Raw genomic sequence first — 24,096 nt, 5'->3', positions numbered from 1 at the left:
CCGAATGTCCTTCACCACCCGCTCGGCAGGCGCTTTGGAATTTGCTCGTTTTGATCTCATCTTCGTTCCTTACAGTCACTGCGATGAGACCAAAACACTCCTCTATCCAACTACCTCAATCTGTCTCATGAACGCTGACGGGGAACACCTTATAGAAGGCATCGGCCAAGAGCGTGCCCATTTCACCGACGAGGCCGCCGCCACGAACGCGGTTGCTGAGCTTGAAGAGGATCGAATCCTCGCTGCGGGATTCGGCAACAAGGCGATTGGCGATACATTCAGCCATAGCGGTCTTGCCGGTCCCGATATCGCCATGAAATATCACGAGCGGATATTGTTCGGCGACGAGCTCGGTCACCGCAAGCTTGCCCTTGTGATGCTTATTGTTCCACGCCTGCAGTTCGCCGCTATTGAGCAACAGGCGCAGCTGGTCATGAATTTTATCGAAGCGGGGCTTGAAGCCCAGCAGGGTCTTCTCCCGAGCGAACAGCAGTTCGTCGGGGAGCGCCGTCTCGTTCTCGAAGGGACTTGGTTCGCTCATGCTGCCCAGTCCTTGCGCTGCACGCCATAGCTGTTGCTGGCATAGTCTCGCCCACCCTTGTTGGTCAGCATCCAGTGGCTGGTATCGTCTGTCGACTTAACCCAGTTGATGTCGAGCTTGGATTTCATTCTGGCCCGCGCTTCGTCGTCGTAGTCACTCGTATAGGAGAGGATGATGCGAAGGTAGGAATTGGCGATACGGGGCCACAAAACCCCGCCGGGGCGGCTCGACGTCCAGCTTGATGCGTCTGTATTGACCTCGAAGCGCGTGGCGCAGATTTCGGTGTCGCCGCTGAAGAGGGTGACATCGACGGATTTGAGATAGCCTTCCTTGGCGAGCAGTTCGATGTCGTGCGCATATTGGTGCGCCTTTTCGGGGGTCCATGCGCCCGTACTGTCACCGATCATCATCAGGTCGGCGCGCACACGGGTGACGACCTTCTCGATATCGGCCGTGGTGTAAGTGCTGGTCCTGGTTGCGGTCTGGCTCATGGCTCAGTCCTCCGTCTTGAAGCGCGGGCCGAAAATCTCTTTCCAGACCTCATTGTCGTTTTCCGCAGAGGCGAAGCTGGCAGTTTCCCAAGCCTCGTTCGCGGCCGCGACGATGTCGCGCCGTTCCTGCTCGGACAGGCGGCTGGCCACATTGTTCTGGCTGGACACCGGATCGAGGATCACCACCGGGTCGTTGAACTCGCCGAGCGGGAGGGTGTTTTCAGGAAAGCTGATCTCGTCCAAGAGACCCGACTGGGCGATATAGAGCAGGAAATTGCGGAAGCGCTGGTCGATGCTGCCGCCAGTGCCCTGCGTATCGAGCACATGGGCCATGATCAGTTCGATGGTGAAGGATTTGAGCTTGGTGATGCCATGGTGGTTGCGCCATTTCTTGGCCATGCGCACGAGCGTGCGAAAGTCGCCGTCCACATCCTTGCGGTCGCGCACGAACTTGATCTGGCCAGGTGCGCAGGTCTCGACCGGATCGCCGGTTTGAAGGTCGAACTGCCAGCCATAGCCGGGCCGGTCGGGATCTTCGATCACCGGCACGATGTCGACGCTGAGGCCGGTCCCAGCGAAGGTGACGGTTGCGGCCTTGCGCTGGATTTCGAAGTCTTCAACCGACTTGGTCGGATATTGCTTGATCAGCAGTTCGTAGATCGTGTCGTTGAGGCTTTGCAGAGTTTCCTGGTCCGCATCCTTGTCGGCGATATAGACCACGACATCGACATCAACCGGGTCGACCGAAGTCTTGCGCAGGATGGTGTATTTGGCGAAGGAACCGGCCTTGAGGACCTTGGTGATCTTGACCTCGGTCCGGTTGCGCAACGACTTGCACAATTCCGTGACCAGACGGTCGACCTGCTCGTGATATTCCTTGCGCTTGTCCGCCGGCAGGCGAAGCACATTGCTGTCGTAATAGCGCAGCGCGGTATTGCTCAATGCCATCTTGGGCACTCCCTGAACATTCGCGCGCGGGCTCGCCGGTTGCGCCGGTATCGGGTCCCGGCTGCGGGGCGCTTCATCGCGCTTCGGTTTACAAACCCGATATTTTTGGGCCTCATAATCGCGCATGTAGGATGGCATTAACCCATTTCAAGGGGTTTCGGTTTACAAAAATATTTCTATATGGCATTTTGTAAACTGCATCGCAGGAGGTCGATATGATAGGACGCAAGCTCAAGGTGGCGCGCTCGGCCGCCGGCCTGTCGCTGCGCGGGCTCGCTGAGGCGATCGACAACCGCGTGTCCGCCCAGGCCATCGGCAAATATGACCGCGACGAGGCCATGCCGGGTTCGGGTGTGCTGATTGCGCTTGCCGATGCATTGTGCGTGTCGGTCGATTATCTGCTGAGCGCGGAGGAACTCGAGCTCGAAGGGGTCGACTTTCGCAAGAAGGCGATTGCTTCTGCGCGCGAGGAAGCCCAGCTCGAAGCGCGCACGATCCATATGCTGGAACGCTATCTGGCAGTGGAGGACATGCTCAACCTGCGCAGCGTCGATTGGGAGCAGCCGCGCAGCGCGCCGCATCCGGTTGCAGATTTGCGAGATGCGGAAGACGCGGCGCGCTCGGTGCGCGAGGACTGGGGGCTGGGCAATGATCCCATTCCCAAGCTGTCGGAACTGCTGGAAGAGCGCGGGATAAAGGTGATGTCGCTCGATCTCGACGAGATCGACGGGCTGGCCGCCAAGGTTAGACGCAAAGACCGGGCTGCCTCACGAGTGATCGTCATCAAAAAGAGTTCGTGGTCCGAGCGCAAGAGGTTCAATCTTGCACATGAACTTGGCCATATGGTTCTGGCACCCGAAGGCGGTGTCGACGAAGAGAAGGCTGCGCATCGCTTTGCCGGTGCCTTTCTGATGCCGGCCGATGTGCTGCGTTCAGAGGTCGGCGCTCATCGATCGTCAATCAGCATTGGCGAACTGGTTGCGCTCAAGGAACGATTTGGCGTGAGCATCCAGGCGCTGGCTTATCGCTGCAAGGACGTGGGCATCTTGAGCCAGGCGTCTCTGGGAAAACTGTTCCGCATATTCGCCGAACGGGGCTGGCGCTCGCCGCCTTATGAGGAGCCAGCGCGGATGGAACCTGAAGAAGAGGAGCCTCGCCGGTTCGAACGGCTGTGCTATAGAGCATTGACAGAGCAAGTAATTGGAGAGGCTCGGGCAGCGGAACTGCTCGGCATTTCCGTGCGCGAGCTCGATGCGCGACTGGATCAGAACATGGTGTAGCCTTTGCCCGTCCTCGTTTCGGATACTTCTGTGATTATCGATCTGGAACGAGGCGGGTTTCTCGAAGACCTCTTTCGTCTGCCCTGTGCATTCGCGGTTCCCGATCTGCTGTTTCACCGCGAACTGCGAGGGGAGCTAGGCGATCGATTGGTTGCACTCGGTCTGATTATCCAAGAACTTGACCCTGCCGAACTAACGCGTGCCATTGCCGTGCGCCGGGAGCGCACAGTTCTATTCGCGCCCGACACCTTTGCCTTTGCGATTGCCGAGCAGCGGCGTTGGGCGCTGCTGACCGGCGATGGTGCTCTGAGGCGCCTTGCGGCCGATAGCGGAGTTGAAACGCATGGCCTGCTCTGGCTATGCGACCGCTTCGAGGAACATGAAGTGCTTGGCTATGCGCAGTTGCATGCAGGGCTAACGACGATCTCGACGCATCCGCGCTGCCGATTGCCGGCAGCCGAAGTACGTGCGCGCCTCAATCGTTACTCAGTCTGACGATGCTGTCGTGACGCCCCAGGGCAGCCGGATGGCAATCGGCTCCGTTGCCATTGTCCGTAACTCCTGAATGATTGATGGATCCGAACGGTGCAATCTGGGCAGATCAACGACCGCTTTGTTGGCGAGAGCAGACAGTAGGAGCTCAGCCCCTTTCCGCCAGAAATTGCCTCACCCGCTCCTGCGTCTTACGTCTCGGCCGGCGACCTTCGCGAAGGTCCTGAACAAACCGTGGGTCCCCGACGGCCTGCCTACCAAACATGCTGGCCTTCGTACCGCTACGCGTCAAATAGCCCTCAATCTGGTCCAGGAGCTCCATCGCCTTCGACTCGCTTTCCGCTTGTGTTCTTGTTATGTTCTTATTAGGAAGGCTTCCTAGAGTCTAGGATCGAATTTCCTAGACGGATGCGATAGGACCCGCAGCGATGGAAGATGCACGCAAAGCCCTTGACGATCTGATCCAGCAACGAGGATGTAATTACTCCTCGATCTCCCGCCTTCTCGGACGCAACGCGGCCTACATCCAGCAATACATCCGCCGCGGCAGTCCCCGGCAACTGGACGAGCAGGACCGGTCCGTGCTCGCCCGCTTCTTCGGAGTAGACGAGAAGATCCTCGGTGCGCCCGAGCGGCGATCCGGCCCGGTCGTCGAACTGGTCCATGTCCCGGTTCTCGATGTCGAAGCCTCGGCGGGGCACGGCGCTTTGGCCGAAATGGAATCCAACTGCGCCCAGTTCGGGTTCGACGAGAAGTGGCTGCGCCGTCTGACCGCAAGCAAAGCGACGAGCCTTTCGATCATCGCCGTGCACGGGGATTCGATGGAGCCGACGCTGCATGACGGCGATGAAGTCATGGTCGATCTCAATGACGGACAGTCGCGGCTACGCGACGGGATCTATGTGCTGCGCATGGATGACATGCTCAGCGTCAAGAGGGTCGCTATCGAGCCGCAAGGCAAGCGGGTCTCGGTGCTCAGCGACAATCCGGCCTATCCCAGCTGGCGCGGGCTGGAGAAGCGGACGATCAATATCGTCGGCCGCGTGCTTTGGTTCGGCCGCGCGCTGCGCTAGGTAGCCTTCCAATGCTTGCGCTTCTTGCTGCCTCGATCGTCGCCGCCGGCCAGACCTTCACTTGCACACCCACGCATGTGTGGGATGGCGACGGGCCCATATGGTGCGCCGAAGGCCCCCATGTCCGCATCGCCGGGATCGCCGCGCGCGAAATGGACGGAACATGCCGAACCAACCAGCCCTGCCCCGACGCGTCGGCAATCGAAGCGCGTGACGCTCTCGTCGATCTTCTTGGCGGCCCTCGCGGGACCATCTCGACAGGGCATGTCGTGGTTCGTGGACCGAGATTGACGTGCCGGTCGGAAGGTTCGGCAGGCGGCAACCGGACGGCTGCCTGGTGCCGATTGCCGAGCGGAGCCGATCTCTCCTGCGCGATGATCCAGACACGCACAGTGCTGCGTTGGGATCGCTACTGGAAAGGGCCTGCATGCCGCTAGGCCCGGAAGTCTATCTGACAGGCCGTCTTGCCGAAGGTCCCTTCGGACTTGAACTGCATTCGGGCGGCGGGGTGTGGGAACTCGACACCGGGCGTGGAGCACGCCGGTTGCTCGGACGCGAGGTGGAAGTCCGCGGACGCCGCGCCGGGTTCAACGAGCTCATCTGCGTTCAGGTATGGCCAGCAGGACAACCCCGCCCTCCTCGCTCCAAATTCAATATCGAACTTCTCTTGGCAGGCAGTGTCGTGGGCTACGGTTTGATCGCGTTCTTCCTCGGCCTTGTTGGACGTCTCGGCTGATGCTGAGCGATTGGGAACTCTGGGCTTGTGCCAACAAGCTCCTGGAGACCCATGGTGAGAATACACCGCTTCATGTCGCCGAGCAGATCGGCGCGCTCGCGCTGGCACAGGACGAGGCGGGCATCGCCACCTGGAAAACCATCGCCCAACGCGTGGCAGAGCTGATGGGCAAGGATGGCCCGACGCGCCTGCAGTAAGCCAAAACGGCCTCAGCCAGGTCTCAATGCTGGTCAGCCCATCGGCGAGAGATCGCCCGGAAAGAGAGTGGGCTGAGAGCTCCTGCCTACATTCGCCTCGCCTTCAATCTCCAAGCCCTGCATGCGCTCGACCAGATGGCGCGCGAGATCGACACGAGCATTACGCTGGGTTCGCGGGTCGTCAGCACCGAGCCCGACAAGCGTTGCTTTGGACGCAACCGCAAGCGCGACTTCGATATGCGTGAAAAGGATTTCATCGGTGATTCGGGACATGGTCGCCATGAGAACAAAAGCAGAACTAACAGTCAACCGGTGCCATATGAACCCATGCGGATAGACCCTGCGTCAGATCCCGATTTCGAAGGGCTTGGTGATCGAGCGATCGAGTTCGGGCGGCTCGCGAGCCGGTTCTTGCGAACGATCGGGCGCCTTGCCCTTAGCCTTGCCCGTTGCTGCCGCATCGCGCAGTTGATTGACCGTTTCGAGTGCCGAGCGCTTCATTCCCGGATTGCGCTCAACAGCTGCTTCGAGCTTGCCCGCATTGTCGACAAACAGGGTCAGACCATCGCGCAGGCGTGTTATCGTCACGAGAAATGTCTGCTGATTGGCAAGATTGCGTTCGCGGCTATCCATGACGGCGATCCCGCGGTCGGAGGTCAGACCCTGCGCCATGTGCGCATTGAGTGCGTAGGCGAGATCAAGACGCTCGAGCATGGGGTCGTCCAGCCCCAGCAGGTGTTCGGCGCCAAGCGACGTTTTCACTGTGACACCCTTCGGATCAACCGCCACGATGCGCGCCTGATCGGCGTTGAGCAGGCCGCGCTTATGATCGGTCGCCGTCCAGCGGATGCGGTCACCATCGTGAATTTCGAGTGGGCGAACCTCAAACAGACGCAGCGGATCCTGGTCACCTTGCGGTCGCATCTGGCCCGGCCGGTATTCAAAGCGCTTGCCCCGCTCGTTCTGCAGCATCACGCGTTCGCGGGTGGGATCGGTTTCGACCACGTCATAGCGGCCCTTCTGCAGCCCCTGCCCCCTTTGCCGGCGGTCGACTTCGAGCACCATGCCAGCCGCATAGCTGCGCGCATAGCGCATTTCCTCACGCGTCAGGTTGATGCGCGACAGGACATTCAGCCGCAAAGAACCCGGTCCCAATTCTCCATTGGCCTTGAGCCCGGTCTGAACGGCGTCATTCACCTGTCCGCGCAAATTGCGACCCGACGCATAGATCGCGGTCACCTCACGCTCAGCAGGCGAAAGCGATAGCCAAGCCACCGCAGCGTCGACGGCAGCTGTATTACCTGACGCGACCACATGCGGACCAATATGTCGCAAGGCCTCATCGATATGTCCGCCCTGCGCTGCATATTGGGCATCGCGCAGCGCCCTATCGCGTGCGCGCAGATTGGTGCTCATGATCGCGGTTTCGACGCCTGCCTTCTGCATGACGTCGAAGGGTTTGCCCGCATCGACAGCGCCCAATTGCTTCCTGTCGCCGATGCTGGCGAAGCGGTCGAGCTGAAGCAGATTGGCGAGACGCACGAGCCTTTCCTTGTCGGCATTGCCGACCATCGAGGCTTCGTCGAGCAGCACCGTGGTGCCGCGCAGAGACGCGCGAGCCTCGGCAAGCCTCGCCTGGTCTGCTCCTTCCAGAAGATCCCGATGTTGGCGCAAGAAGCGCGCGACTGTCATCGAGGGAATGCCGGTGTCTCGTTCAAGCATCTGCACGAGCGTGTTCTGGACCGCGAGCCCGAGTACGGACTTGCCTTCCCCGCGCAAGATGTCGGCAACGGGCTTGAGAACGGTACTCTTGCCAGCGCCCGCCACACCCTGAATGGCGACAATCCGGTTGTGCGAGGCGAGCAGCAGGCGCCCTGCCCCCTCCTGCCCAGGGTTCAAGGTCAGGCCGTATTTGAGCTGGGAGAGAGCCTGTAGCCGCTCTCCGGACACATCGGCTTCGACCACGGCAGTTCCATGCCCGCGTCCGGTTTCGACGGCGGCGATGATGCGCTGTTCGAGCCCGATCGCATCGCGGGTCGTGACAAGATTGCGATCTGCACCCTTGCCTTTTTGCAGGTGGCCCTGGCGCAGCAACTGGTCGACGCGGTGTTCGATGTCGGGGAGCGTGGTGGGCAAGGCGAAGCCTAGCGCTGAGCGATATATCTCGGTCCGCGAGAAGGCCGCCTCGCGCTCGCCCAAGTGCCTGATCGCCGATGCGACCGCATGAACCGCTGCGATCTGCTCGGGCGTCCGGCGCCCCATGTCGCGAGGCACAAGCGGGTCGCCCTGACGTAGCCCCAGATGCTCCGCAAAGGTCGCAGCCAAAAGGCGGGCGCGCTGGCCGATCGATCGTACTGAATTTCCAATTCCGGAGACGGAGCCAATGTCGGTGGCGGCCCGTGCATTGGCCTGTGAAATGACAAGCCTCGGATCAAAGCCCAACTGTGCTGCTGCCTCGCGCCATTGGTTCACGAGAGCCTGGCGGTCTGCCACCGGCCCTTTGTCCGCCCGGGTCATCAGATTGGCCGCATTGCGCGCCGCAATGCCCTTGCCTTCCATCGTCGAAAGCTTGTCGAGGATCTCGGCACGGCGCGAACTGAAGGCATCACGAACGGGTTTGGGAACGCCCACCGCTTCGAAATTGCCATGCTTGCCGTATTCCCCAACCTGGTAGCCGAGCTTTTCTACGGCCAGGCGGAAGCGCGCCATGGTCATGGCATTGAGCAGCGTGTTGTGTTCCCAGATCTTGTCATTCCTAAGCGCTCGCCATTTGCCATCGGGCCCCTGGGTTACATTGGCAACCACCGCGTGAAAGTGCGCGTTAGGCTCCTGATTGCGGTTCGTATCGTGCTGGAAAAGCCCGATCACGAGATTGCGCGTCGCGACCACCCGTTCTTTGCCTCGGACCTCCATGCGGGTTTCGGCGAGATTCTTCTCGGCCCAGGCCAGCGTCTCGCGGACGGCCGCGCCATAGGCATCGAGGATACGCCTGTCGCCGCCGACGAGGGCAAGGATGGACCAGCTCTTGGGCATCGAGAATGTGAGGTCGGTGCCGGCGCGATGCGCCCTGTTGTCGCTCCCGACACGGCTTCCATCAGGCAGCATGCCCTTGAGCACGGCCTCGAACTGCGAGGCTTCGATAACGCCTCGCAGTCCAAGCGTCTCCGCACCTCTACCAAGCCATTGACCAGATCTCTCGGCATCGGCGCGGGTATAATAATTGTCAGCGGCAAAGTAGTTAGCAGCGCCGCCAGCCGTGCGGACATTGGCTACAGAGAGCATCAGGCGTCACTCCGCCCGGCGGCGTCTACCTCGTGCGTCACAGTTCGAAATCGCCGAGATCGGGACCCTCGTGCGAAGGCTGATCCTGCTCGGGAAAGCCGTCTTCGAGCATGAGCTTGCGAGCTTCTGCCTCTCGTTGGCGCTGGGCTATCCGATCGGCGGCTTGCGGCTTACCCGAGGGCGGATTGGCCCGCGGCAAGTCGCTTCGGCGTCCCTCCTTCACGCTTTTCGATGGATTCTTCTCATCGCGATGATCGCCTTTGCGGAGCGCCGTATTCGTCGGCTGCAGCGGACGGGAAGTACGCGGCGTTGGCGTGCGCTCTTCGGGCGTCGATTTTCTCTGAGGACTGGGCTTGCCTGACGACTTCCTGGTTTCGTCGGGAATGTCCTTTTCCGCCTTTTTCGCCGCCAGCTGGCGTGCCTGTTTGGCATCGACCTCGACCGCTGGCTCAAGCGGAAGAGTACCTTGCTTTGGGACGACAGGCTTGCCTGCCCCGTCATCGTTCGACGAAGGATGTTCGCTCTGGTTTGTTGGCGGATTAGCAGACGCCTGGCCGCCCTCAGTTTCGCCTTCGGCTTTCCGGATTGGCTCTCGATCCTTGGCCCGACCGACGAATACATGTGCGATTCTTTCCCGGTCTATCGGCTTCAAACGGACCGGCGCTGCAGGAAAGCCGTCCGGGAATTTGATGAAGCCTGACAGGCGCGGCAGGTTCATCAACTGGTCGGGCAGCAGCAAAGGCTCGATATGCTTGCGCGGCGTCAGGCTGACGGCGTCGCGAGCATTGTTGTAGCCATAGGTGTAGCCCTCTTCCATGTCGCGAACCTGGCGATGGCCGATGAAGTCGGAACACCAGGTAGCTGTCTCGCGGTCTGCCGTACCGAGGATCAATTTGGTCCGGGCAAGCGATGCAAGCGTCATCGCCATGTTCTCACCGTAGACCTCCTTGAGCTTGGCGTAGGCATGGATGCCGGTGACGATTGCGCCGCCGAAATTGCGCGCTGTCTGCAGGCCTTTCTCGAGAGCGGGGAGCCGGTGAAGCGCGCCCAGCTCGTCGATGAAGAACCAGCATTTGAGGTCTTTGGTGCGCGGCATCGTCATCAGCGTATTCATCGCGGTATCGAGCCACAGCGTGAGCAACTGCGCGCACACGCTCATGTCCACGTAGCGCGCGGAGATGAAGACCATCGAGCCACTTTTTTTGGCGTTAGTGCCCTCGTCTTCATGAGCGCCCTCCTCGATCCAATCGCGGACCGAAAAGCGGCGCCCGGAAGTGGGCAGGAGCTTCAGCGCCTTGGCGTTCACGTTGAACACTGCCCGGATCGATTCCGCCATGCGCGCGGCTTCAGGAGCAGTCAGGGGATCGGCGATCGTGCCTCGCATCATGGCGTGGACCCGCGAGAGATCAGCGGTCATCAGTTCGCGGGCAAGCGCAGCATTGGTGCCCCGCCCTTCGGCCACCAGCTTGAGGCAGAACTCGACGAACAAGGCACGCGCCGCGATGACCCAGAACTGCGCCTCCCCGCCCCCGTCATGGGGTACGAGGGCTTCCGCTGCCGCCCAGAATTCACCTTCGGTGCGGCAATCGTCGAAGAGGCTCCATTGGGGACAGCGCGCGTCGAGCGGGTTCAGAATTATGTCCCGGTCGGCCTGGTAGAAGTGTTCGATGAAAGCGCCGGTTAGGTCGAAGACGACGCAGCGCTGTCCCTTGGCGCGGGCTTCGGCAATCATGTCCGACATGGCGACTGTCTTGCCCATGCCGGTGGTCCCGATGAGCATGGCGTGGCTCTGTTCAAGCCGCCAGGGATAGACAACCGTCGCAAGATGCGAGGGCCGGTAGGGAAATGCCGCAGACAGTTCCTTGGGCGAACACAGATGCCATTTCCAACCCATAGCGTTCGAAAGCTCACGGGCGCGCTCGCGCTGGTTGTGCCCGCGCAGCTCATCGACCAGTTCCGGTAGTGTCACGAGCATGGCCCCGCGCTCATGTTTGCGCTCTTTTGAACGGCTGCCGAAGCGCGCTGCGAACCAGTAGAATAGCACGAACGCCGGCACGAGAAGCAAGGCCGAACGCACCAAAGCATCGCCCAGCAAGTCGAGCAAATGACCCCAGGCATTGATCACCGGCGGATAGGCATCGAGCATGATGATGGGGAGTTGGACGGTTCCTCCAAACCCCGTTTCGAGTGCAACCTGTTTGGCCGGATCGAACTCCATGAAGCCGTAGATGGCAGCATAAATTCGCATCCAGACGAGGTAGGCTTCGTGATCGCTCAGCCCTGCCGAAATGGTCCACCAGCTAGTCCAGGAAATGCCGATGGCGGCGATGATCAGCGGCCCCTTGAGACCTGCTGCAAACATGAAGCTGAAGTGTCCGAGCAGCTGACTTCCGCGCGTGAAGTTGACGAGGTTACGCTTCATCGGAACCTCCCTCGCCGGCATTTGCGGTGAGCCCAAGTTCCTTGCATTTGCGCGCGTAGGCTTGATGGGCTCGCTCACGCAGACCGTGATCGGCATGCCCTGCGAGAAGGGCATCGACGCCGACCATTGTGAACACCGATTGGCGGCTGACGCGGTCCACCGATGCCTCGAGCTTGGATGCAAGATCGTCGTTTTCGCATGCCTGCGAAAGCAGCGACCGGATCCATTCGCTGACGCTTATATCGCGCCGCTTTGCTGCAGTACGAACCCGCTCAGCGAGCTCGACGGTGACATGTACCTGGAGAGATTTTGGCCGTGTCATGCACGGACTCCTTGTGGTCAGGAGCCCGGAACGCACTGCGAAAGGCGGTTATTGTCTAAATCAGAAACGAGAACATGTCAAGAACATGCGAGATGCGCAGGAATGCGCCCTTTCTGGATGCCTTCAATCAAATTCAATTGGCGAATTGGCGACCATTTATTTCTGATTGAGAAGCAGCCATTTTTGCAAGAATCCATCAACATCCTGTATTAACTATCTTTTTTACTGACTACCGCCTGCGATTTGTCGCGTACGGTGTGCACATCTGTCCCCAGCTTAGAGGGTAGGTTCCAGTGTCATGACCAGCACGGGATCGGCGGTTTTGAAGTCCCAAAACCAAGGGATGAATACCATGCCGCTCGATTGCCGATTGTGTTAAAGATCGATCGAGTCCGCCGGCAGGAAGAATGGTGTCGCGGGCACCCCACCAGGAGCATGGCTATGGCGGATGTAACACTGAGCGCGACGCCCAAAGGCAACGGATTCCAGGCAACCGTGACCTATTCGAGCGGCGTGTCGATCAGTTCAGCGGAAGCCTTTCCGACGAAGGCCGAGGCCATTTCAGCAGCGGCAATGAAGGTACTCGACACGCCCGATCGGCTCGAGATATTCGATGCGTCGGACGCCGAGGACTGATGCTGCAGGGAATGCTCGCGCGATACCTACGGGAGCGACAATACGGGACCCGAGCAAAAAGAAAGGAGGAAGCCCTGCCGGACTTCCTCCTTGTGTGTAGCCTCAGAATTCATCGCTCAGCTTTCCGGGCACAGTGTCGATGACCCGGTCCAGCATGGCCTTGGGCAGTGCGCCGTAATCGCCCTCATCGACCGCGATGTAACCAGCGTCACCATCGGTCAGGACATATTGGGTGAAGTAGCTGTGAAGGGACCGGGCATGAGCCTTGTCGAGTGCAGCAACGAAGGCTGCCTGATCTGCCTGGAATGAACCCTGCGCGATATTCAGTGAAGCGTACATGATCTTTCCTCCTGATGTTCGATGCGTCGCATCAGGAGCTGCGAGGATGTGGGTGACGGGCCGGGTCAGGGACCGCGCATAGCGCGGCCGCGAAGCGGCGATGGGGGAAACGATTTTTGCCGGGCTTGCCCGGTAAAAATGGTGGGGCCCCGTCGTCCTTGACGCGGCCCCAAAGCCCGCATCACACTTGGTCTTTCTGCGAGAGAGACCTCTCCAACGTCAGCGTGAAAAGCACTGACATCGCGGCAAAAACCGTTTTCCTACATCGCCACACGCTGGCACTGTCGCGCGTGGAGGGGACCAAGGCCAGCGAAAGGACAAACTCATGGCCAGGTCCAAACCGAGCGCGCGTAATGCGCTCAAGAAACTGCGTGAACAGCGCGAAGAACTCGATGCACAGGAGGCCAGGCTCCGTGATGAAGCGGCCGGCGAACTGGGCAAGGTTCTTCTTGAATGCGGAGCCGAGACTATCGAACCTGCGCAACTGAAGCAGCTCATCCGCGCATCGCTCACCATCGGGATCGACGATGCTCTCAAGCGGCTCTCCCCCGCCTGACACTTCAATCGCGGCGGGGTGTGGGCTCGATGCCCCGCCCCGCCGTTCACGCCAGCGAGCACAAAAAAAAGGCCCCGATGGCGCGAACCATCGGAGCCTTGTTGTTTGCGTCAGGCGCTCAGTCCTCATCGATGTCGGGCGCACCCTCATTGTTCGACGTCCGGCCCTTGGTGAGGAAGTCCACCTTGTCGGCGATGATCTCGCAGCCGTAGCGCTTGGTGCCGGCCTGGTCTTCCCACTGCGTGTAGTGGATGCGCCCCTCGACCGTCACGAGCTGGCCCTTGGTGCAGTACTTGGCGACGTTCTGGCCGAGACCGTTGAAGCAGGTCACGCGGTGGAATTCGCTGTCCTTGGCGGTGTAGCCGTTTTCGTCCTTGTAGGTCTTGCCGTCCTTGCGGGCGGGACGGTCGGTGACGACCGAGATCGAGGTGATGCTGGTGCCGCCCTGGGTAGTGCGGGTTTCGGGGTCGCGAGCGATGCGGCCAACGAGGATAACGAGATTGGTCATGGTCTTTCTCCTGATCGAGCATTCCGGGTCCATCCCGGCTGCAAACCCGACTAGGAAGCGGCCACGGCGAAGCGCACCGAAGGGAAACCTCGATCTGGTTCGGGTGGTGCGGGCAGCCGGGCGCAGCCCGGCAACTCGGCCGGACCTGATCGGGGTTGCGCGTCTCGACGGGGATGCTTCAGGAAAGGTTTGCTTACAGGCCGGGTTGGTCCCGAGTGCATTGCACAGGCCAAGCCATGACTTTTCGTACTATCGGGATGCGACGTGCCCCCTGACTTCGCCTTCCTCGAAGGCGACCTCATATCTCGACTACGAAAGCTCCTCCCGAAGCCGACGAATGACGTCCTGAAAACGCGCCGCCAGCACCAGTCTCCACAGTGCCTAGCGGCATAGGCTCGTCCAGACGATGTCCGCGCAGCATCCAGTCTTGGGGGGTGATCAGGCGCCCCCAATCCGCAAAGGAAGGAATCGTACCCAAGTCCTCGCGGACGTGCTGCTCGCCTACAAGGCGAACGGGCACGACACGGCTGTCGGCGTTGACGATGGTAGAACCGAACAGCGTTTCGAGCATTATATGGACAGCCTCTGTCAGACGGCGCTTTGGGCATAGGATTGCCGAGGGGTGCGACTCGATTGGAGACGGGCCATGGCTGATGATTCCGCGGCAACTGCCGAGCCTTTGCTGGCCGCATTCGACGAGGTCAGTGCGAGGTTTGTTACCTATCTTGCTGCCTCGGGCTGTTCGCCGAACACCGCGCGTGCTTATGCGCATGATCTCACTCATTTTCGGTCCTTTCTTGTTGAGCAGTCGTTGGACTGGGATGCACTGACGCCGGCGCTTGCTGTCGATCTGCTGATCCACCTCCGGGAGAAGCCAAGTCATCGTCGTGGTGCGGGTCAGCGGCCATCGCTCGCCACGGTAGACGGCGAGCCTGCGGTGGCGCGTCTCAGCGGTTCGACGGTCAACCGCGTGCTGGCGGCCGTGTCGTCATTCTACGAGTGGGCCAGGATCACCGAACGGTTCGATGGTCGGAACCCGATCACGCGTGTGCATGATCGGGCGGCTATGCATGTCTCCGAACGGCATCGACCATTCCTGACCGGTATCACGTCATCACAGCCAACCCGCAGTCCGGTGCGACTAAGACAGGTGCATCGGTTGCCGCGTCCGATGGCGAACGATCAGGTCGATGCTCTCGTCGCCCAACTACGGTGCCGACGTGATCTCGCGATCGTTCGGCTGATGCTGGACGGCGGGCTGCGCCCCGGTGAAGTGCTCGGGCTTCACCTCACCGATATCGCCTATGGGCGGCGGCGAGTGACGATCCGTGTGCGCTACGACCACCCGCGGGGCGTGCGAAGCAAGTCGAGGGTCGAACGCGTCGTCGATCTTCACGAGGCGGCGACTCTGGAAGCGGTCAGCGCCTATGTTATGCACGAACGGCCGCAGGATACCGACACGCCGATCCTGTTCCTGGTGGGCGGCAACGGGCCGAGGAGGCACGTCGCCCTATCCTATTCGGCCTTGGCCAAGCTTTTTGCGAGAGCATGTTCACGAGCCCGGATTCGCGCGCCATGGGTCACGCCGCACGCGCTTCGTCACACCCATGCGACGCGGATGTGGGAGGGCGGGATGCGCGAGCTGGCCCTGCAACGGCGCCTCGGCCATGCCTCCCCGGAGGCGACACGCATATATACGCGCGTCTCGGATCCGATCGTCGTCGCCGAGTATCGGCGCGCACTTGGCCTCGACGAACAGGCCCAGGAAGCTGACGCTGGTGACGTCGCATGAGACGGGGACCGGTTTCCGCCGCCGCGATGCAGGCGCGCACCGTCGTCGAGGACCAGAGCTTCCGCAGCAGCCATTGTTCTGCGGAAGAGTATGATGCGTTTCTCGCCAGTTGCCGCATTCGCAAGCATTTCGGGGAACAGCGCCGTAGTCATCGCAAGCTGTTCATCGACGCCTGGCCGGACCTTGAAGAGTGGTTGCACGCGCCCCTTGCCGAGCGCGTTGGGCGGATCAACGGGCAGACCCGCAGGAACCTTTCGAACCGGCCATCCTATTTCGCGCGGGCCTACCTCTATTATCTGGCCCTGAAGGGGTATTTGCGCATCGACTACGACTGGCTGCTGGCCGTCGGCGATCTGTGCATTCACGCTGTCGTCCGGCACATGCAGATCGACCTTGGCGTCAAGACGCTGGCGCGCGAAGGCGCTGCATTGGGACTGCGCATGGCCAACGCCGATCGTGCGATGCGCTGGACGCTGGGAAGGCTGGCGATGCACCACGGCGCCCGTTCGGTCGGGCGGCTCGGCGACGCCGATGTCGATGGCTTTCTGAGCGCGGTCCGGCGGTTCGGTGCGCGACCGGACATTGCCGATTATTGGGGATCGGTCGAGCGCTACGGCCTCGCCTCCAAGCAATGGATCACGATGATCGGACAGCTTCGGCTGGTGCTCTATCACCGAGGGCAGGCGCAGGAGATTCCGTGCAAGATCATGCCCTCAGCCGATGTGCGGGCACCGCAGCCGGCAATGGACGCGTTGGTAGAGAAGTGGTTGCAAAGACGAGGAGCGTCCCTGCGACCGGCCACGGTCTACCACCACGCGCTGACCGCACGGCGCTTTCTCGAGCATCTCGCAACGGTGGCGCCGGAGGTTCAGACATTCGCCTGCGTGAAGCACGATCATATCATGAGCTGGATGGACGCGATGACCACCGAGGTCTCGTCCAAGACAGGGCGACCGCTGACACCCCGATCGCAGCGTGGTCGGGTCGTTCGGCTTGCCCAGTTCTTCAAGGATGCCGAAGATTGGGCCTGGCCGGGCATACCGCGCTGGCCCTTGGTGGCGAAGCGGGATCTGCCGCGCGTACCGGACTGCGTGCCGCGATACATTCCTCGCGCGGATCTCGAACGTCTGATGGCTGCCGTCCGGACCCTCGAAGACCCGTTCCAGCGTGCCGCCTTCCTCGTGGCGCGGTGGTCGGGCGCACGACGGGGCGAGATTCGCCGCCTGACGACGGATTGCCTGGACAGCTATGCCGACGGCACCGCGCGCCTGCGGCTGCCAGTCGGCAAGACCGCACGGGAGCGCCTTGTCCCGCTGCACGAGGAAGCGGCCGAGGCGCTGCGGGCAGTTCTGGCGATCCGCAAGACGGTCGCCGACCGCGATCTTCCCGATGAACGCACCGGGCAGCTTGTCCGATTCGTGTTCGTGTGGCGCGGGAAGCTCATGAGCGAGCGCTATCTCTTCGAGACGCCGCTGACGCACTTGTGCGAGACGGCGGGATTGGTCGATGCAAACGGCAGGCGCACGATCACCATGCATCGGTTCCGCCATACGCTCGGCACGGAGCTCGCGGAGCGCGGCGCAAAGCTGCACACCATGATGAGCGTCCTCGGCCACGAGTGCCCCCGGATGGCGATGGTCTATTGCCGGATCAGCGACGCCGAAGTTCTCCGCGACTATCGTTCGGTGCTGGAGCCGGGCGCCGTGATTGCCGGCGCCGGCGCAGAGGCGATCCGCAGCGGCGAACTGAGCGAAGGTGCGATTGACTGGCTGCGCACCAACTTTCTGAAGACCGAGCTGGAGCTCGGACATTGCCTGCGCCTTCCATCGGAAGGGCCGTGCGAGTGCGATCTCTACTTGAGCTGCTCGCGGTTCGTGACGACGCCGGCCTATGCGCCGCGGCTGCGCGACCGTCATCAGCTCGAGCTGTCCCTCGCCGATGATGCGCGCGAGCGATCGTGGCCGCGCGAGGTCGAACGGCATTGCGCGGTTGCGCGCCGCATAGAGCAACTGCTCTCGGATCTTGGCGAGGGCGTGGATTGCTGAGCTAGACTGCTGGCGCATCGCTCGGGTCTCCTTCGACCACCAGGGGCGGGACATGAGTGTCGGCCGCATCGAAGTAGGCGATGATCGCGTCCAGCGATCCGAGTTTCTCGACAGTGCCGCGGCCGATCACGACATAGTCGTCTTCGTCTGCTGCATAGGATACGGGTTCGCCCGCGCCCGTGAACACGACGCGTTCCGCACCCCATTGGCCGGCATAGGCGCCGGACCATCTGACGAACGGCAGGCTCTTTTCGACGCACCAGGTCTCGAGCATTTCGAACCGGCCCCAGGCGACCTCATGTGCGTAGAGACTGAGCGACTCGCCGACGGTGCGATGGTCGGGCTCGAAGGGCTCGCCATCCCATTCGGTCGACAGCCCTTCGCTGGCGATGATTTCCGACAGTTCGGCGTAGTCGGCCGCGGTGAGCGATCCGCCCAATTCGATCGATGCTGAAACGCGATCGGCCATGATATCCTCCATAGGAATGAGCCGGCTGAAGCCCGACCGGGCTAAAGCCAGCGGTAGCAATTTCAGGTTGTGCGAGCGGTCTGGCTATACGGCGCCAAGGCATCGCTGCGCGATGCGAGGAACAGGCCGACCACCGCCAGCTTTTCGGGTTAGCGCGGCGGTCGGCCTGTTCCTCATGAGGGGCCGGGAAAAGGCCCGCTTGCATGTCCATGTAACGAGCATGAAGATGCCTTCGGCATGATGCCGAAGGGCCCGGTGCCGCGGATCAGCAAAGATCGCCTTCGATTGGTCAAACCATTGGTGGAGCGGCAGGTAATCTTCCACCACCCCTCCCCATTTCCGGACCGACGATAGGGCGTGATAGTAGCAATGAGCCATTGCACCTCTCCTAGAGATCAGTCGAATGGTCGTCGGTCGCCGTGTAACGCAGCTGGCAGTCCAGAACGAAACTCGGCGTAACCACGTCGATGACCAGTTCGCCGCAAGCACCATCATTGATTTCCCATCCGGGATGATGGCGTTCGAGAGCAAGGTAAGTCAGTTGCTCGAGGGCGGAATTGAGGCTCTGGTCGTCGCCTTCTCCAGCACAGTCGATCGTCACTTCGGGACACGGAACACTCGCCCCGACGGCGTCAGAGAAGACGCATTCTTCGACTGCACCGCTGTCGCCGCACCCATCGAAACGGATTTCTACGCGGGCAATTTCGGCATTGCGCAGCGGGGCAATGATAGCTGCCTTGAGCCGTTGGATTTCACTTTGTGCCTGCGCCGCGCGCTCGGCCTGGCGGACAGCAAAATCCGCCATGATCGCCTGAAAATCAGTCATCAGATTTCTCCTGCAATGTGGGGGGCAAGCACCAATCGTCTTGCCCACGAGAACAGGCGATCTCTTTCCTCTGAAGGGCTGCGCCAGCGCCGATGGCGCTGGCGCGATGCCGGACGCATCAGTCGGTTTCCTGAGCCGCGCGCTTGGGAGAAGTTCCAAGCGGACCGCGGCGATCAACGACGGTAATCCGACGGGATTTGGCTTCGATGACGAGGCGCTCCAGGACCCCGTTTCCGGGAAAGGCGACGACATAACGGGGGTCGAGCGAGAGCATACGCTCGTTGCGCTTGAAGCCTGCGCGCGCGCCCAGGCGCATGTCGAGGGAGAAGCTGATTTGCGGGACGTTGCGTCGTTCCGCCCACGAGGATGCCAGGCGATCAACGCCCTTGGTATCACCGCCATGGACAAGCACCATGTCAGGAACCCGGTCGTGGACCTTGTCCAGAGTAGCCCAGACATTGTTGGCAAAGGTGAGCGCAGCCTGCTCGTTTGGATGGCGTGTGCGGCCACCGGCAAAGATCACCGGCGTACCTTCTGGCATGGCGGCGCGGCGCTTCGCTTCGGACCGGGCTCGGACGAACTCGCGGCCCTCGACAAGCGCGGAAGTCAGCATGGCGCTGTGATTGAAGCGCGAACTCGACACGGGCTTCCACGAGGAGCCGAATTCGTTGAGATAGAGGGCAGCGGCCACTTCGCGCATCTCTTCGAGCGTGATCATGGCCCCTTCGGCACACTGTGCACGCTCAACCTGGGTCTCGAGTTCATGGGTGTGAATTTCGGATCCATCTGCAGTGGCCAGGAGCGCTCGGACTTCGTCGGTTGCGCGGTCGACTGCGGTCGATTTGCGGGTCGCGGAACGGTGGAAGATGTTGACGAACGCCCAGCCGAGGTCCTCGGCATCGGCCTCCAGCGCAGTCCCAGAGACCATCGCAAATAGATCGGACCATACAGCTTCGAGCGTCTGGACGACCGCATCGTGGACCGGAAAATCATTGGTGGAAACCGGGGCAGGACCAATCGAAAAACCGGAAAGATCGAGGCCGGCAAGTTGGTCAGAAAATGATGAGTGCATGGGTATTGTCCTCCTGACTGGCGTGAGGCTGACGCACCCGCTCATGGCTGCGCCAGCGAGAGCCCGTCAGGGCCAGCTTGAGGCAGTCTCCGCACCCGACAGGGGAAACCCGCTTGGGCAGGCTGGCGCGGGCAGGCCAACGGCCCACAGGGCCGGGCCAACTCGGGCCTGCGCAAGCCGGGTTGCGGAAGACTGGCGGCTGGCCCAGGGCCTCTCTCGCATGGCTTCAGACCATGAATGCACATGCAGGCTTCGTCAGGGAGGACAGGCACCTCGTCACGATCAAAGTGACTGGCGCATCAGGCTACCCGTTTTGCGTAGACGCCCTCACCGTTCGACATGTGACCGAGGCAGACGTAGTCGCCGAATAAGGCTTCGAAGCGTGAGGCGATCTGGGACAGCCAGCGCTGCGCTCTGGGCGATCTGGCCGTGCGCCAATCGGCATCCCAATAGGCGCCATCGTCACGCTCGACGATCCACACCGCAACCAGGCCGGCGTAAACCGACACGCCGAAATCCGCATAGGCATTGCGCATGAGGATGCGGTCTTCGCGGCCTCGCCAACCGTCGTGCGCGATCAGGGAAGGGAATGCCTGCCCTGCGCGCTCGCGCAGTTCCTCGCGGAGCCACTCATATTCGAAGTCCCATTCGTCGTCGTTTTCGATTTCGAGTACGGTGAAGGCCACGATGGCCCCCCTAGGATAGCTGACCGATCGGCCCATGACACCCTCCTTCAGGCGGCCAACGCAGCGTCGGCAGACGCTTCGTCGGTATCATCGGCAGAGATCCGTCCTGCGAGTTTGAGCAGAAGCCTTGATGCTTCCTCCGCCTTTGCGGCAGCGGTGAGAATGGCACGGTCATCCTGCTCCAGGAGCTTGAGCCAGTGCTCGATATAGCTCGCATGGCTATCGAGGTGGGTGACTGGCAGACCGAGTTCAGCGCCAAGCATGGCGCTCGAAAGTTCGGCGATGAGCTCCTCGGCGGCGTAAGCTGCAGAACCAAATCGATTCTTGAGATTGCGGTCGAGGCGGCTGGCATGGCCGGTCCAATGCGACAACTCGTGCGCGAGCGTCGCGTAATAGTGGTCGAAGCCCGAGAAGAGATGCGCGGGCGGCATTGTCACCCGGTCAGCCACTGGCTCATAATAGGCTTCGTCGCCCTGATGACGCAGGACGGCCGGAATACTGGCAAAGAATGAGTCGAGTTCAGCCTGACGGCCCTCGGGCTCCACCACCTCAAGCGTCGCGGCGGGATGGAAACGTTCCGGAAGACCTTCGACCTGATCAGCATTGAAAACCGGATAGGCCTTCAACACGCGACGACTTTCGTCGGTTTTTTCGCCGGTGTCGGGGGCTTCGACTTCCTTGGTGTAGCTCTTGTAGAAGATGGCGATGGTGGATTTTTCGCCCTTGCGCACCTGCGCGCCCAGTTCTTTGGCCTGATTGTAGGTCATCCAGAACGGCGAAGCGTAACCGCACATGTCGGCAACCATCCAGAGCCAGAATACATTCATGCCGCGATAAGGGACGCCGCACGCGCGCAATGGGCGCGAGACTGGCACACCGCGCCATGGCTTGATCCACGGCTTCGTGCCGGACTCGAGGCGGGCGATGATTTCCTGTGTAATACGCGTAGCAGGCGACATTCCGCCGCTTTGTCCCTTGCGATAGGCCATGTTGGATCTCCTGAAATGGCCTGACGACAGTTCCGTCGATCAGTGCCGGAGGTCCCGGAGCCCCCTCCGCTCTCTTTCCATGAAGGAAGCGGCCCCCCGGCATGTGCCGGAGGACCGCTTCACGGTGGCGAGCAGCCGTTCCTGTCAGGAGGAGGTCAGGCGGCCAACTCGCTCGGGGGCTGATTGTCGTCGTTGGCGACGAAATCCGCGTCGGGACTTTGCGCTTCGTTATCGGCAGGAATTTCCGGCAGGTCGGCAAAGCGCATGACCTCGGGCACCCAAGCGAGGGCCCTTTCCCGAACTTCGACCTCGGTGATGTAGGTCCCCGCGAAGACGCGCTCGGCGCTCATCGCGAGATCGCCCTTTTTCACCGATGCGAAGCGCGAGGATAGTTCCAGGCCGCCGACATCGGTGAGCGCATCGAGGATGACCTGCTTCGAGACGCGGTCGAAGTAGTTTGCCGCGGTCGGACGCCACCATTGCGCCATATCGATGCCGATCGCGCTGCCCAGATGATCCTGGAACGCGATCTGGCGTTCGCCTGCCATGTTGAGGCTCGCCTCGAGCGTGCGAGCGACGACAAAGCCGAGCCATGCTGCGCGACTTTCATCAGCGAGTGCCCGAAACATCTTGAAGCGCGACGAAGAGTCTTCGCCAGATCGCCAGTTCTCATCGAGACTCGAGCGCAGGTCCGCAAGGGATGCGCTTGCCGGCGCATCCTTCGCTTCGAACCCGACAATCGGACCCGCAGGGACGCCACCACGGATGGTCGTGGCCGCTCGCGACCGCCAGTCGTGGGTGTCCGCATCCGCGAGCGTGAAGACCAAGATGTCGAGCGAAAGGCCGGGATCCGAGGCCACGTGGAGTGCGAGCACGTCACGACGTTGCATCGCAAGTTCGTCGACCAGACGCTTGGAAAGCGCTGCACGGCGTTTGCCATCGCTGCCGACACTCGCAACGACTTCGACGAAATCTTCGTCACCAACGACTTCGATGTCACGCTCGCCGTAGAACACCGGCTGGAGAACCGGTGTGCCGTCGCGCGAGAGAACGAGGATCATTCCGGCATCGGCCTTCAGTTCGGGTGCCAGCTCCGGGGGCTTTGCCCGAATATCCTGGCATTCGCGCTCGATCGCTTCGATCGTCGCCTCGGCCGCAGCTATTGCTTCTTCTGCGCTGTCTTCATCCTCGAGAATGGCCGCATGCTCGTCGTAGGAAGCATCGAGCTCGTCAAGGCGGGCCAGTTCGGCGTCAGTCAACGGAGCCGGTTCGGCCGGAAGGCGAATGAGGCCTTCAACGAGATCGTGACTGGCATAGGTGTCAAGCGTCGGCTTGACCCAGGCCAGACCCTGCTCTGCTGCGAGCGCCTTGGCGCGTTTCTCCATCTCCTCCGAGGCGAGAGTTTCCAGAAGCGCGACATCAACCCAGGACTCGCTGTCATCGTCGTCGAAGAGTTCGCGTTCGATCAGGCCACCTGCAGCGACATAGGCGTCGCGACCGACAAGACGGGCCCGAGCATCGCTGCCGCGAACCGTGCCGGAGAGCACCATGCGCCGGATACTGTCGGCGCTGGGCGCATAATAGCCCGAAGACGCCTGTTCATAGACGCGAGCCTGAATTTCCTGGTCGGAGGTCGCGCCGAAAGCTTTGGCGAGATCGAGAGTGATTTCGCCGGATGCCAGAGCATCGAAGACGACAGGCGCGAGGGCGGCGAGGCGCAGACGGCCTTCGACGAAGCGGACCGTCAGCCCGAAACGGCGAGCGACATCTTCCGTCGAGGCACCAGCATCAATAAGGGCTGCGAACGCCTGCGCTTCGTCGGCTGGGTTCATCGCCAGGCGATGGAAGTTTTCGGCCAGGCTCGTTTCGACTGCGATTTCCGCATCGTCTTCAAGCACGAGGCAGGTAACCTCGTAGCCCTTCGGCAGGACTTTCTCTTCGGCCAGCGCCAGCAAGGCGCACCGGCGGCGCTCTCCTGCTTCGACCTCGAATTTTCCGCGGGAGGCAGGCCGAACGATGAGGTTCTGCAACAATCCGTGGGCGGCAATGCTCGCTTTTAATTCGGCATCTGCGGCTGGGTCACCGTGAAGGCGCACATTGCGTGGGGACTGAACCAACTTGTTCAGCGGGATCGACTTGATCATGGAACTTACTCCTGAATATGAGCCCGGGCATCGACCTTCGACGCTCATTCGGCTCAAACAGAAGCAAGCCCCCTTCCCTCTCAATGACTGCCGGTGGGCCGGTGCACGAACCGCTCCGCGGATTGGCGTTAGCCTCGATGTAAAGCGCCCCAGCGAGCGTCACGCCTGATTGAACGCGGGCTGCCGCAGGCAGACCCTTTCGGCTCCTTCAACAGAGGAGTCGAACGATGAACGAGCTTATCCAGATTGG

Annotated in this window: 25 protein-coding genes and 1 pseudogene; 10 read left to right on the top strand and 16 right to left on the bottom strand. The window is 61.4% G+C overall.

The features are described from left to right. Positions 1-115: 115 nt before the first annotated feature. The 3 genes from CD928_RS22000 to CD928_RS21990 are packed head-to-tail and all read right to left on the bottom strand — an operon-like array spanning position 116 to position 1,980. Positions 116-541, bottom strand: coding sequence for a hypothetical protein (locus CD928_RS22000; RefSeq protein WP_255247296.1), 426 nt, complete (start codon positions 539-541; stop codon positions 116-118). Then, complete coding sequence (locus CD928_RS21995; RefSeq protein ID WP_095389282.1) at positions 538-1,032, bottom strand: hypothetical protein; 495 nt, start codon at positions 1,030-1,032, stop codon at positions 538-540. The genes CD928_RS22000 and CD928_RS21995 overlap by 4 nt, the downstream gene beginning before the upstream one ends. A 3-nt stretch (positions 1,033-1,035) precedes the next feature. After that, positions 1,036-1,980 carry a CBASS oligonucleotide cyclase gene (locus tag CD928_RS21990; RefSeq protein WP_095389280.1) on the bottom strand — a complete coding sequence of 315 codons (945 nt, stop codon included), beginning with the start codon at positions 1,978-1,980 and terminating at the stop codon, positions 1,036-1,038. 215 nt (positions 1,981-2,195) lie between these two features. On the opposite strand from CD928_RS21990, the gene CD928_RS21985 reads away from it, so the two are divergent. The 6 genes from CD928_RS21985 to CD928_RS21960 all read left to right on the top strand — a co-directional run bounded on the left by CD928_RS21985 (position 2,196) and on the right by CD928_RS21960 (position 5,758). After that, positions 2,196-3,260 (top strand): XRE family transcriptional regulator, encoded by a 1,065-nt coding sequence (locus CD928_RS21985; protein WP_095389277.1) that lies wholly within the window; start codon positions 2,196-2,198, stop codon positions 3,258-3,260. 30 nt (positions 3,261-3,290) lie between these two features. Further along, complete coding sequence (locus CD928_RS21980; protein ID WP_217983813.1) at positions 3,291-3,755, top strand: hypothetical protein; 465 nt, start codon at positions 3,291-3,293, stop codon at positions 3,753-3,755. 425 nt (positions 3,756-4,180) lie between these two features. Then, on the top strand, positions 4,181-4,825 hold the full coding sequence (locus tag CD928_RS21975; RefSeq protein ID WP_095389273.1) for a S24 family peptidase: 645 nt from the start codon (positions 4,181-4,183) through the stop codon (positions 4,823-4,825). An 11-nt stretch (positions 4,826-4,836) separates the two neighbouring features. After that, on the top strand, positions 4,837-5,262 hold the full coding sequence (locus CD928_RS23950) for a thermonuclease family protein (RefSeq protein ID WP_095389271.1): 426 nt from the start codon (positions 4,837-4,839) through the stop codon (positions 5,260-5,262). Further along, the gene (locus tag CD928_RS21965) at positions 5,253-5,561 is read left to right on the top strand and encodes a DUF5818 domain-containing protein (RefSeq protein ID WP_095389268.1); all 309 of its coding nucleotides are present in this window, start codon (positions 5,253-5,255) and stop codon (positions 5,559-5,561) included. The genes CD928_RS23950 and CD928_RS21965 overlap by 10 nt, the downstream gene beginning before the upstream one ends. After that, entirely contained in the window at positions 5,561-5,758 is a 198-nt protein-coding gene (locus tag CD928_RS21960; RefSeq protein ID WP_095389266.1) for a hypothetical protein, read from the top strand. Before CD928_RS21965 ends, CD928_RS21960 begins: the two co-directional genes overlap by 1 nt. Before the next feature lie 33 nt (positions 5,759-5,791). Here CD928_RS21960 and CD928_RS21955 read toward each other — a convergent pair whose 3' ends face one another. The 4 genes from CD928_RS21955 to CD928_RS21940 all read right to left on the bottom strand — a co-directional run bounded on the left by CD928_RS21955 (position 5,792) and on the right by CD928_RS21940 (position 11,784). Continuing rightward, positions 5,792-6,040, bottom strand: a complete 249-nt coding sequence (locus CD928_RS21955; protein WP_255247295.1) for a hypothetical protein — start codon at positions 6,038-6,040, stop codon at positions 5,792-5,794. Positions 6,041-6,103: 63 nt separating this feature from the next. Next, a complete protein-coding gene (gene mobF / locus CD928_RS21950) occupies positions 6,104-9,040 on the bottom strand; it encodes a MobF family relaxase (RefSeq protein WP_095389264.1) in 2,937 nt (978 codons plus the stop codon). 37 nt (positions 9,041-9,077) lie between these two features. Next, complete coding sequence (locus CD928_RS21945) at positions 9,078-11,462, bottom strand: type IV secretion system DNA-binding domain-containing protein (protein WP_095389262.1); 2,385 nt, start codon at positions 11,460-11,462, stop codon at positions 9,078-9,080. Continuing rightward, the gene (locus CD928_RS21940) at positions 11,452-11,784 is read right to left on the bottom strand and encodes a ribbon-helix-helix protein, CopG family (protein WP_095389260.1); all 333 of its coding nucleotides are present in this window, start codon (positions 11,782-11,784) and stop codon (positions 11,452-11,454) included. The genes CD928_RS21945 and CD928_RS21940 overlap by 11 nt, the downstream gene beginning before the upstream one ends. 441 nt (positions 11,785-12,225) lie before the next feature. Here CD928_RS21940 and CD928_RS21935 point away from each other — a divergent pair, with 441 nt between their 5' ends. Continuing rightward, entirely contained in the window at positions 12,226-12,420 is a 195-nt protein-coding gene (locus tag CD928_RS21935) for a hypothetical protein (protein WP_095389258.1), read from the top strand. 102 nt (positions 12,421-12,522) lie between these two features. On the opposite strand, the gene CD928_RS21930 is transcribed toward CD928_RS21935, so the two are convergent. Further along, entirely contained in the window at positions 12,523-12,759 is a 237-nt protein-coding gene (locus CD928_RS21930) for a hypothetical protein (RefSeq protein WP_095389256.1), read from the bottom strand. A gap of 325 nt (positions 12,760-13,084) precedes the next feature. Between CD928_RS21930 and CD928_RS21925 the strand changes: the two genes are divergently transcribed. Next, a complete protein-coding gene (locus CD928_RS21925; RefSeq protein WP_095389254.1) occupies positions 13,085-13,315 on the top strand; it encodes a DUF6437 family protein in 231 nt (76 codons plus the stop codon). A gap of 118 nt (positions 13,316-13,433) precedes the next feature. Here the strand turns inward: CD928_RS21925 and CD928_RS21920 are convergent, their stop codons facing one another. Further along, a complete protein-coding gene (locus CD928_RS21920) occupies positions 13,434-13,823 on the bottom strand; it encodes a single-stranded DNA-binding protein (protein WP_095389252.1) in 390 nt (129 codons plus the stop codon). A gap of 298 nt (positions 13,824-14,121) precedes the next feature. Next, positions 14,122-14,394: pseudogene (locus tag CD928_RS21915) on the bottom strand (hypothetical protein); the annotation flags it as partial. Between the two features lie 75 nt (positions 14,395-14,469). Between CD928_RS21915 and CD928_RS21910 the strand changes: the two are divergent. Together CD928_RS21910 and CD928_RS21905 are read left to right on the top strand one after the other, a co-directional pair. Further along, positions 14,470-15,615: a tyrosine-type recombinase/integrase gene (locus tag CD928_RS21910; protein WP_095389250.1), complete on the top strand. Its 1,146-nt coding sequence runs from the start codon at positions 14,470-14,472 to the stop codon at positions 15,613-15,615. Then, positions 15,612-17,660, top strand: coding sequence for a tyrosine-type recombinase/integrase (locus tag CD928_RS21905; protein WP_095389247.1), 2,049 nt, complete (start codon positions 15,612-15,614; stop codon positions 17,658-17,660). The genes CD928_RS21910 and CD928_RS21905 overlap by 4 nt, the downstream gene beginning before the upstream one ends. A 1-nt stretch (position 17,661) precedes the next feature. On the opposite strand, the gene CD928_RS21900 is transcribed toward CD928_RS21905, so the two are convergent. The 6 genes from CD928_RS21900 to CD928_RS21870 form a co-directional block, all read right to left on the bottom strand. Then, the gene (locus CD928_RS21900; RefSeq protein WP_095389284.1) at positions 17,662-18,129 is read right to left on the bottom strand and encodes a hypothetical protein; all 468 of its coding nucleotides are present in this window, start codon (positions 18,127-18,129) and stop codon (positions 17,662-17,664) included. A gap of 388 nt (positions 18,130-18,517) precedes the next feature. Further along, the gene (locus CD928_RS21890; protein ID WP_095389243.1) at positions 18,518-18,955 is read right to left on the bottom strand and encodes a DUF6878 family protein; all 438 of its coding nucleotides are present in this window, start codon (positions 18,953-18,955) and stop codon (positions 18,518-18,520) included. A gap of 118 nt (positions 18,956-19,073) precedes the next feature. Continuing rightward, positions 19,074-20,027, bottom strand: a complete 954-nt coding sequence (locus tag CD928_RS21885; RefSeq protein WP_095389241.1) for a DUF2493 domain-containing protein — start codon at positions 20,025-20,027, stop codon at positions 19,074-19,076. 299 nt (positions 20,028-20,326) lie between these two features. Further along, positions 20,327-20,749: a hypothetical protein gene (locus CD928_RS21880; protein WP_095389239.1), complete on the bottom strand. Its 423-nt coding sequence runs from the start codon at positions 20,747-20,749 to the stop codon at positions 20,327-20,329. Between the two features lie 11 nt (positions 20,750-20,760). Next, complete coding sequence (locus CD928_RS21875; RefSeq protein ID WP_095389237.1) at positions 20,761-21,702, bottom strand: ArdC family protein; 942 nt, start codon at positions 21,700-21,702, stop codon at positions 20,761-20,763. Positions 21,703-21,857: 155 nt separating this feature from the next. Beyond that, positions 21,858-23,846: a ParB/RepB/Spo0J family partition protein gene (locus CD928_RS21870; protein WP_095389235.1), complete on the bottom strand. Its 1,989-nt coding sequence runs from the start codon at positions 23,844-23,846 to the stop codon at positions 21,858-21,860. Positions 23,847-24,096: the final 250 nt, after the last annotated feature.

This window comes from Sphingopyxis sp. GW247-27LB, assembly GCF_002277025.1.
In the GTDB taxonomy this organism is placed as follows: domain Bacteria; phylum Pseudomonadota; class Alphaproteobacteria; order Sphingomonadales; family Sphingomonadaceae; genus Sphingopyxis.
This window is presented reverse-complemented; position numbering and strand designations above follow the sequence as displayed.

Excerpts from the sequence above, each read along its gene's own strand:
- CD928_RS22000 (WP_255247296.1), bottom strand. The coding sequence starts at position 541 with ATGAGCGAACCAAGTCCCTTCGAGAACGAGACGGCGCTCCCCGACGAA.
- CD928_RS21995 (WP_095389282.1), bottom strand. The coding sequence starts at position 1,032 with ATGAGCCAGACCGCAACCAGGACCAGCACTTACACCACGGCCGATATC.
- CD928_RS21990 (WP_095389280.1), bottom strand. The coding sequence starts at position 1,980 with ATGGCATTGAGCAATACCGCGCTGCGCTATTACGACAGCAATGTGCTT.
- CD928_RS21985 (WP_095389277.1), top strand. The coding sequence starts at position 2,196 with ATGATAGGACGCAAGCTCAAGGTGGCGCGCTCGGCCGCCGGCCTGTCG.
- CD928_RS21975 (WP_095389273.1), top strand. The coding sequence starts at position 4,181 with ATGGAAGATGCACGCAAAGCCCTTGACGATCTGATCCAGCAACGAGGA.
- CD928_RS23950 (WP_095389271.1), top strand. The coding sequence starts at position 4,837 with ATGCTTGCGCTTCTTGCTGCCTCGATCGTCGCCGCCGGCCAGACCTTC.
- CD928_RS21965 (WP_095389268.1), top strand. The coding sequence starts at position 5,253 with ATGCCGCTAGGCCCGGAAGTCTATCTGACAGGCCGTCTTGCCGAAGGT.
- CD928_RS21960 (WP_095389266.1), top strand. The coding sequence starts at position 5,561 with ATGCTGAGCGATTGGGAACTCTGGGCTTGTGCCAACAAGCTCCTGGAG.
- CD928_RS21955 (WP_255247295.1), bottom strand. The coding sequence starts at position 6,040 with ATGGCGACCATGTCCCGAATCACCGATGAAATCCTTTTCACGCATATC.
- mobF (WP_095389264.1), bottom strand. The coding sequence starts at position 9,040 with ATGCTCTCTGTAGCCAATGTCCGCACGGCTGGCGGCGCTGCTAACTAC.
- CD928_RS21945 (WP_095389262.1), bottom strand. The coding sequence starts at position 11,462 with ATGAAGCGTAACCTCGTCAACTTCACGCGCGGAAGTCAGCTGCTCGGA.
- CD928_RS21940 (WP_095389260.1), bottom strand. The coding sequence starts at position 11,784 with ATGACACGGCCAAAATCTCTCCAGGTACATGTCACCGTCGAGCTCGCT.
- CD928_RS21935 (WP_095389258.1), top strand. The coding sequence starts at position 12,226 with ATGGCGGATGTAACACTGAGCGCGACGCCCAAAGGCAACGGATTCCAG.
- CD928_RS21930 (WP_095389256.1), bottom strand. The coding sequence starts at position 12,759 with ATGTACGCTTCACTGAATATCGCGCAGGGTTCATTCCAGGCAGATCAG.
- CD928_RS21925 (WP_095389254.1), top strand. The coding sequence starts at position 13,085 with ATGGCCAGGTCCAAACCGAGCGCGCGTAATGCGCTCAAGAAACTGCGT.
- CD928_RS21920 (WP_095389252.1), bottom strand. The coding sequence starts at position 13,823 with ATGACCAATCTCGTTATCCTCGTTGGCCGCATCGCTCGCGACCCCGAA.
- CD928_RS21910 (WP_095389250.1), top strand. The coding sequence starts at position 14,470 with ATGGCTGATGATTCCGCGGCAACTGCCGAGCCTTTGCTGGCCGCATTC.
- CD928_RS21905 (WP_095389247.1), top strand. The coding sequence starts at position 15,612 with ATGAGACGGGGACCGGTTTCCGCCGCCGCGATGCAGGCGCGCACCGTC.
- CD928_RS21900 (WP_095389284.1), bottom strand. The coding sequence starts at position 18,129 with ATGGCCGATCGCGTTTCAGCATCGATCGAATTGGGCGGATCGCTCACC.
- CD928_RS21890 (WP_095389243.1), bottom strand. The coding sequence starts at position 18,955 with ATGACTGATTTTCAGGCGATCATGGCGGATTTTGCTGTCCGCCAGGCC.
- CD928_RS21885 (WP_095389241.1), bottom strand. The coding sequence starts at position 20,027 with ATGCACTCATCATTTTCTGACCAACTTGCCGGCCTCGATCTTTCCGGT.
- CD928_RS21880 (WP_095389239.1), bottom strand. The coding sequence starts at position 20,749 with ATGGGCCGATCGGTCAGCTATCCTAGGGGGGCCATCGTGGCCTTCACC.
- CD928_RS21875 (WP_095389237.1), bottom strand. The coding sequence starts at position 21,702 with ATGGCCTATCGCAAGGGACAAAGCGGCGGAATGTCGCCTGCTACGCGT.
- CD928_RS21870 (WP_095389235.1), bottom strand. The coding sequence starts at position 23,846 with ATGATCAAGTCGATCCCGCTGAACAAGTTGGTTCAGTCCCCACGCAAT.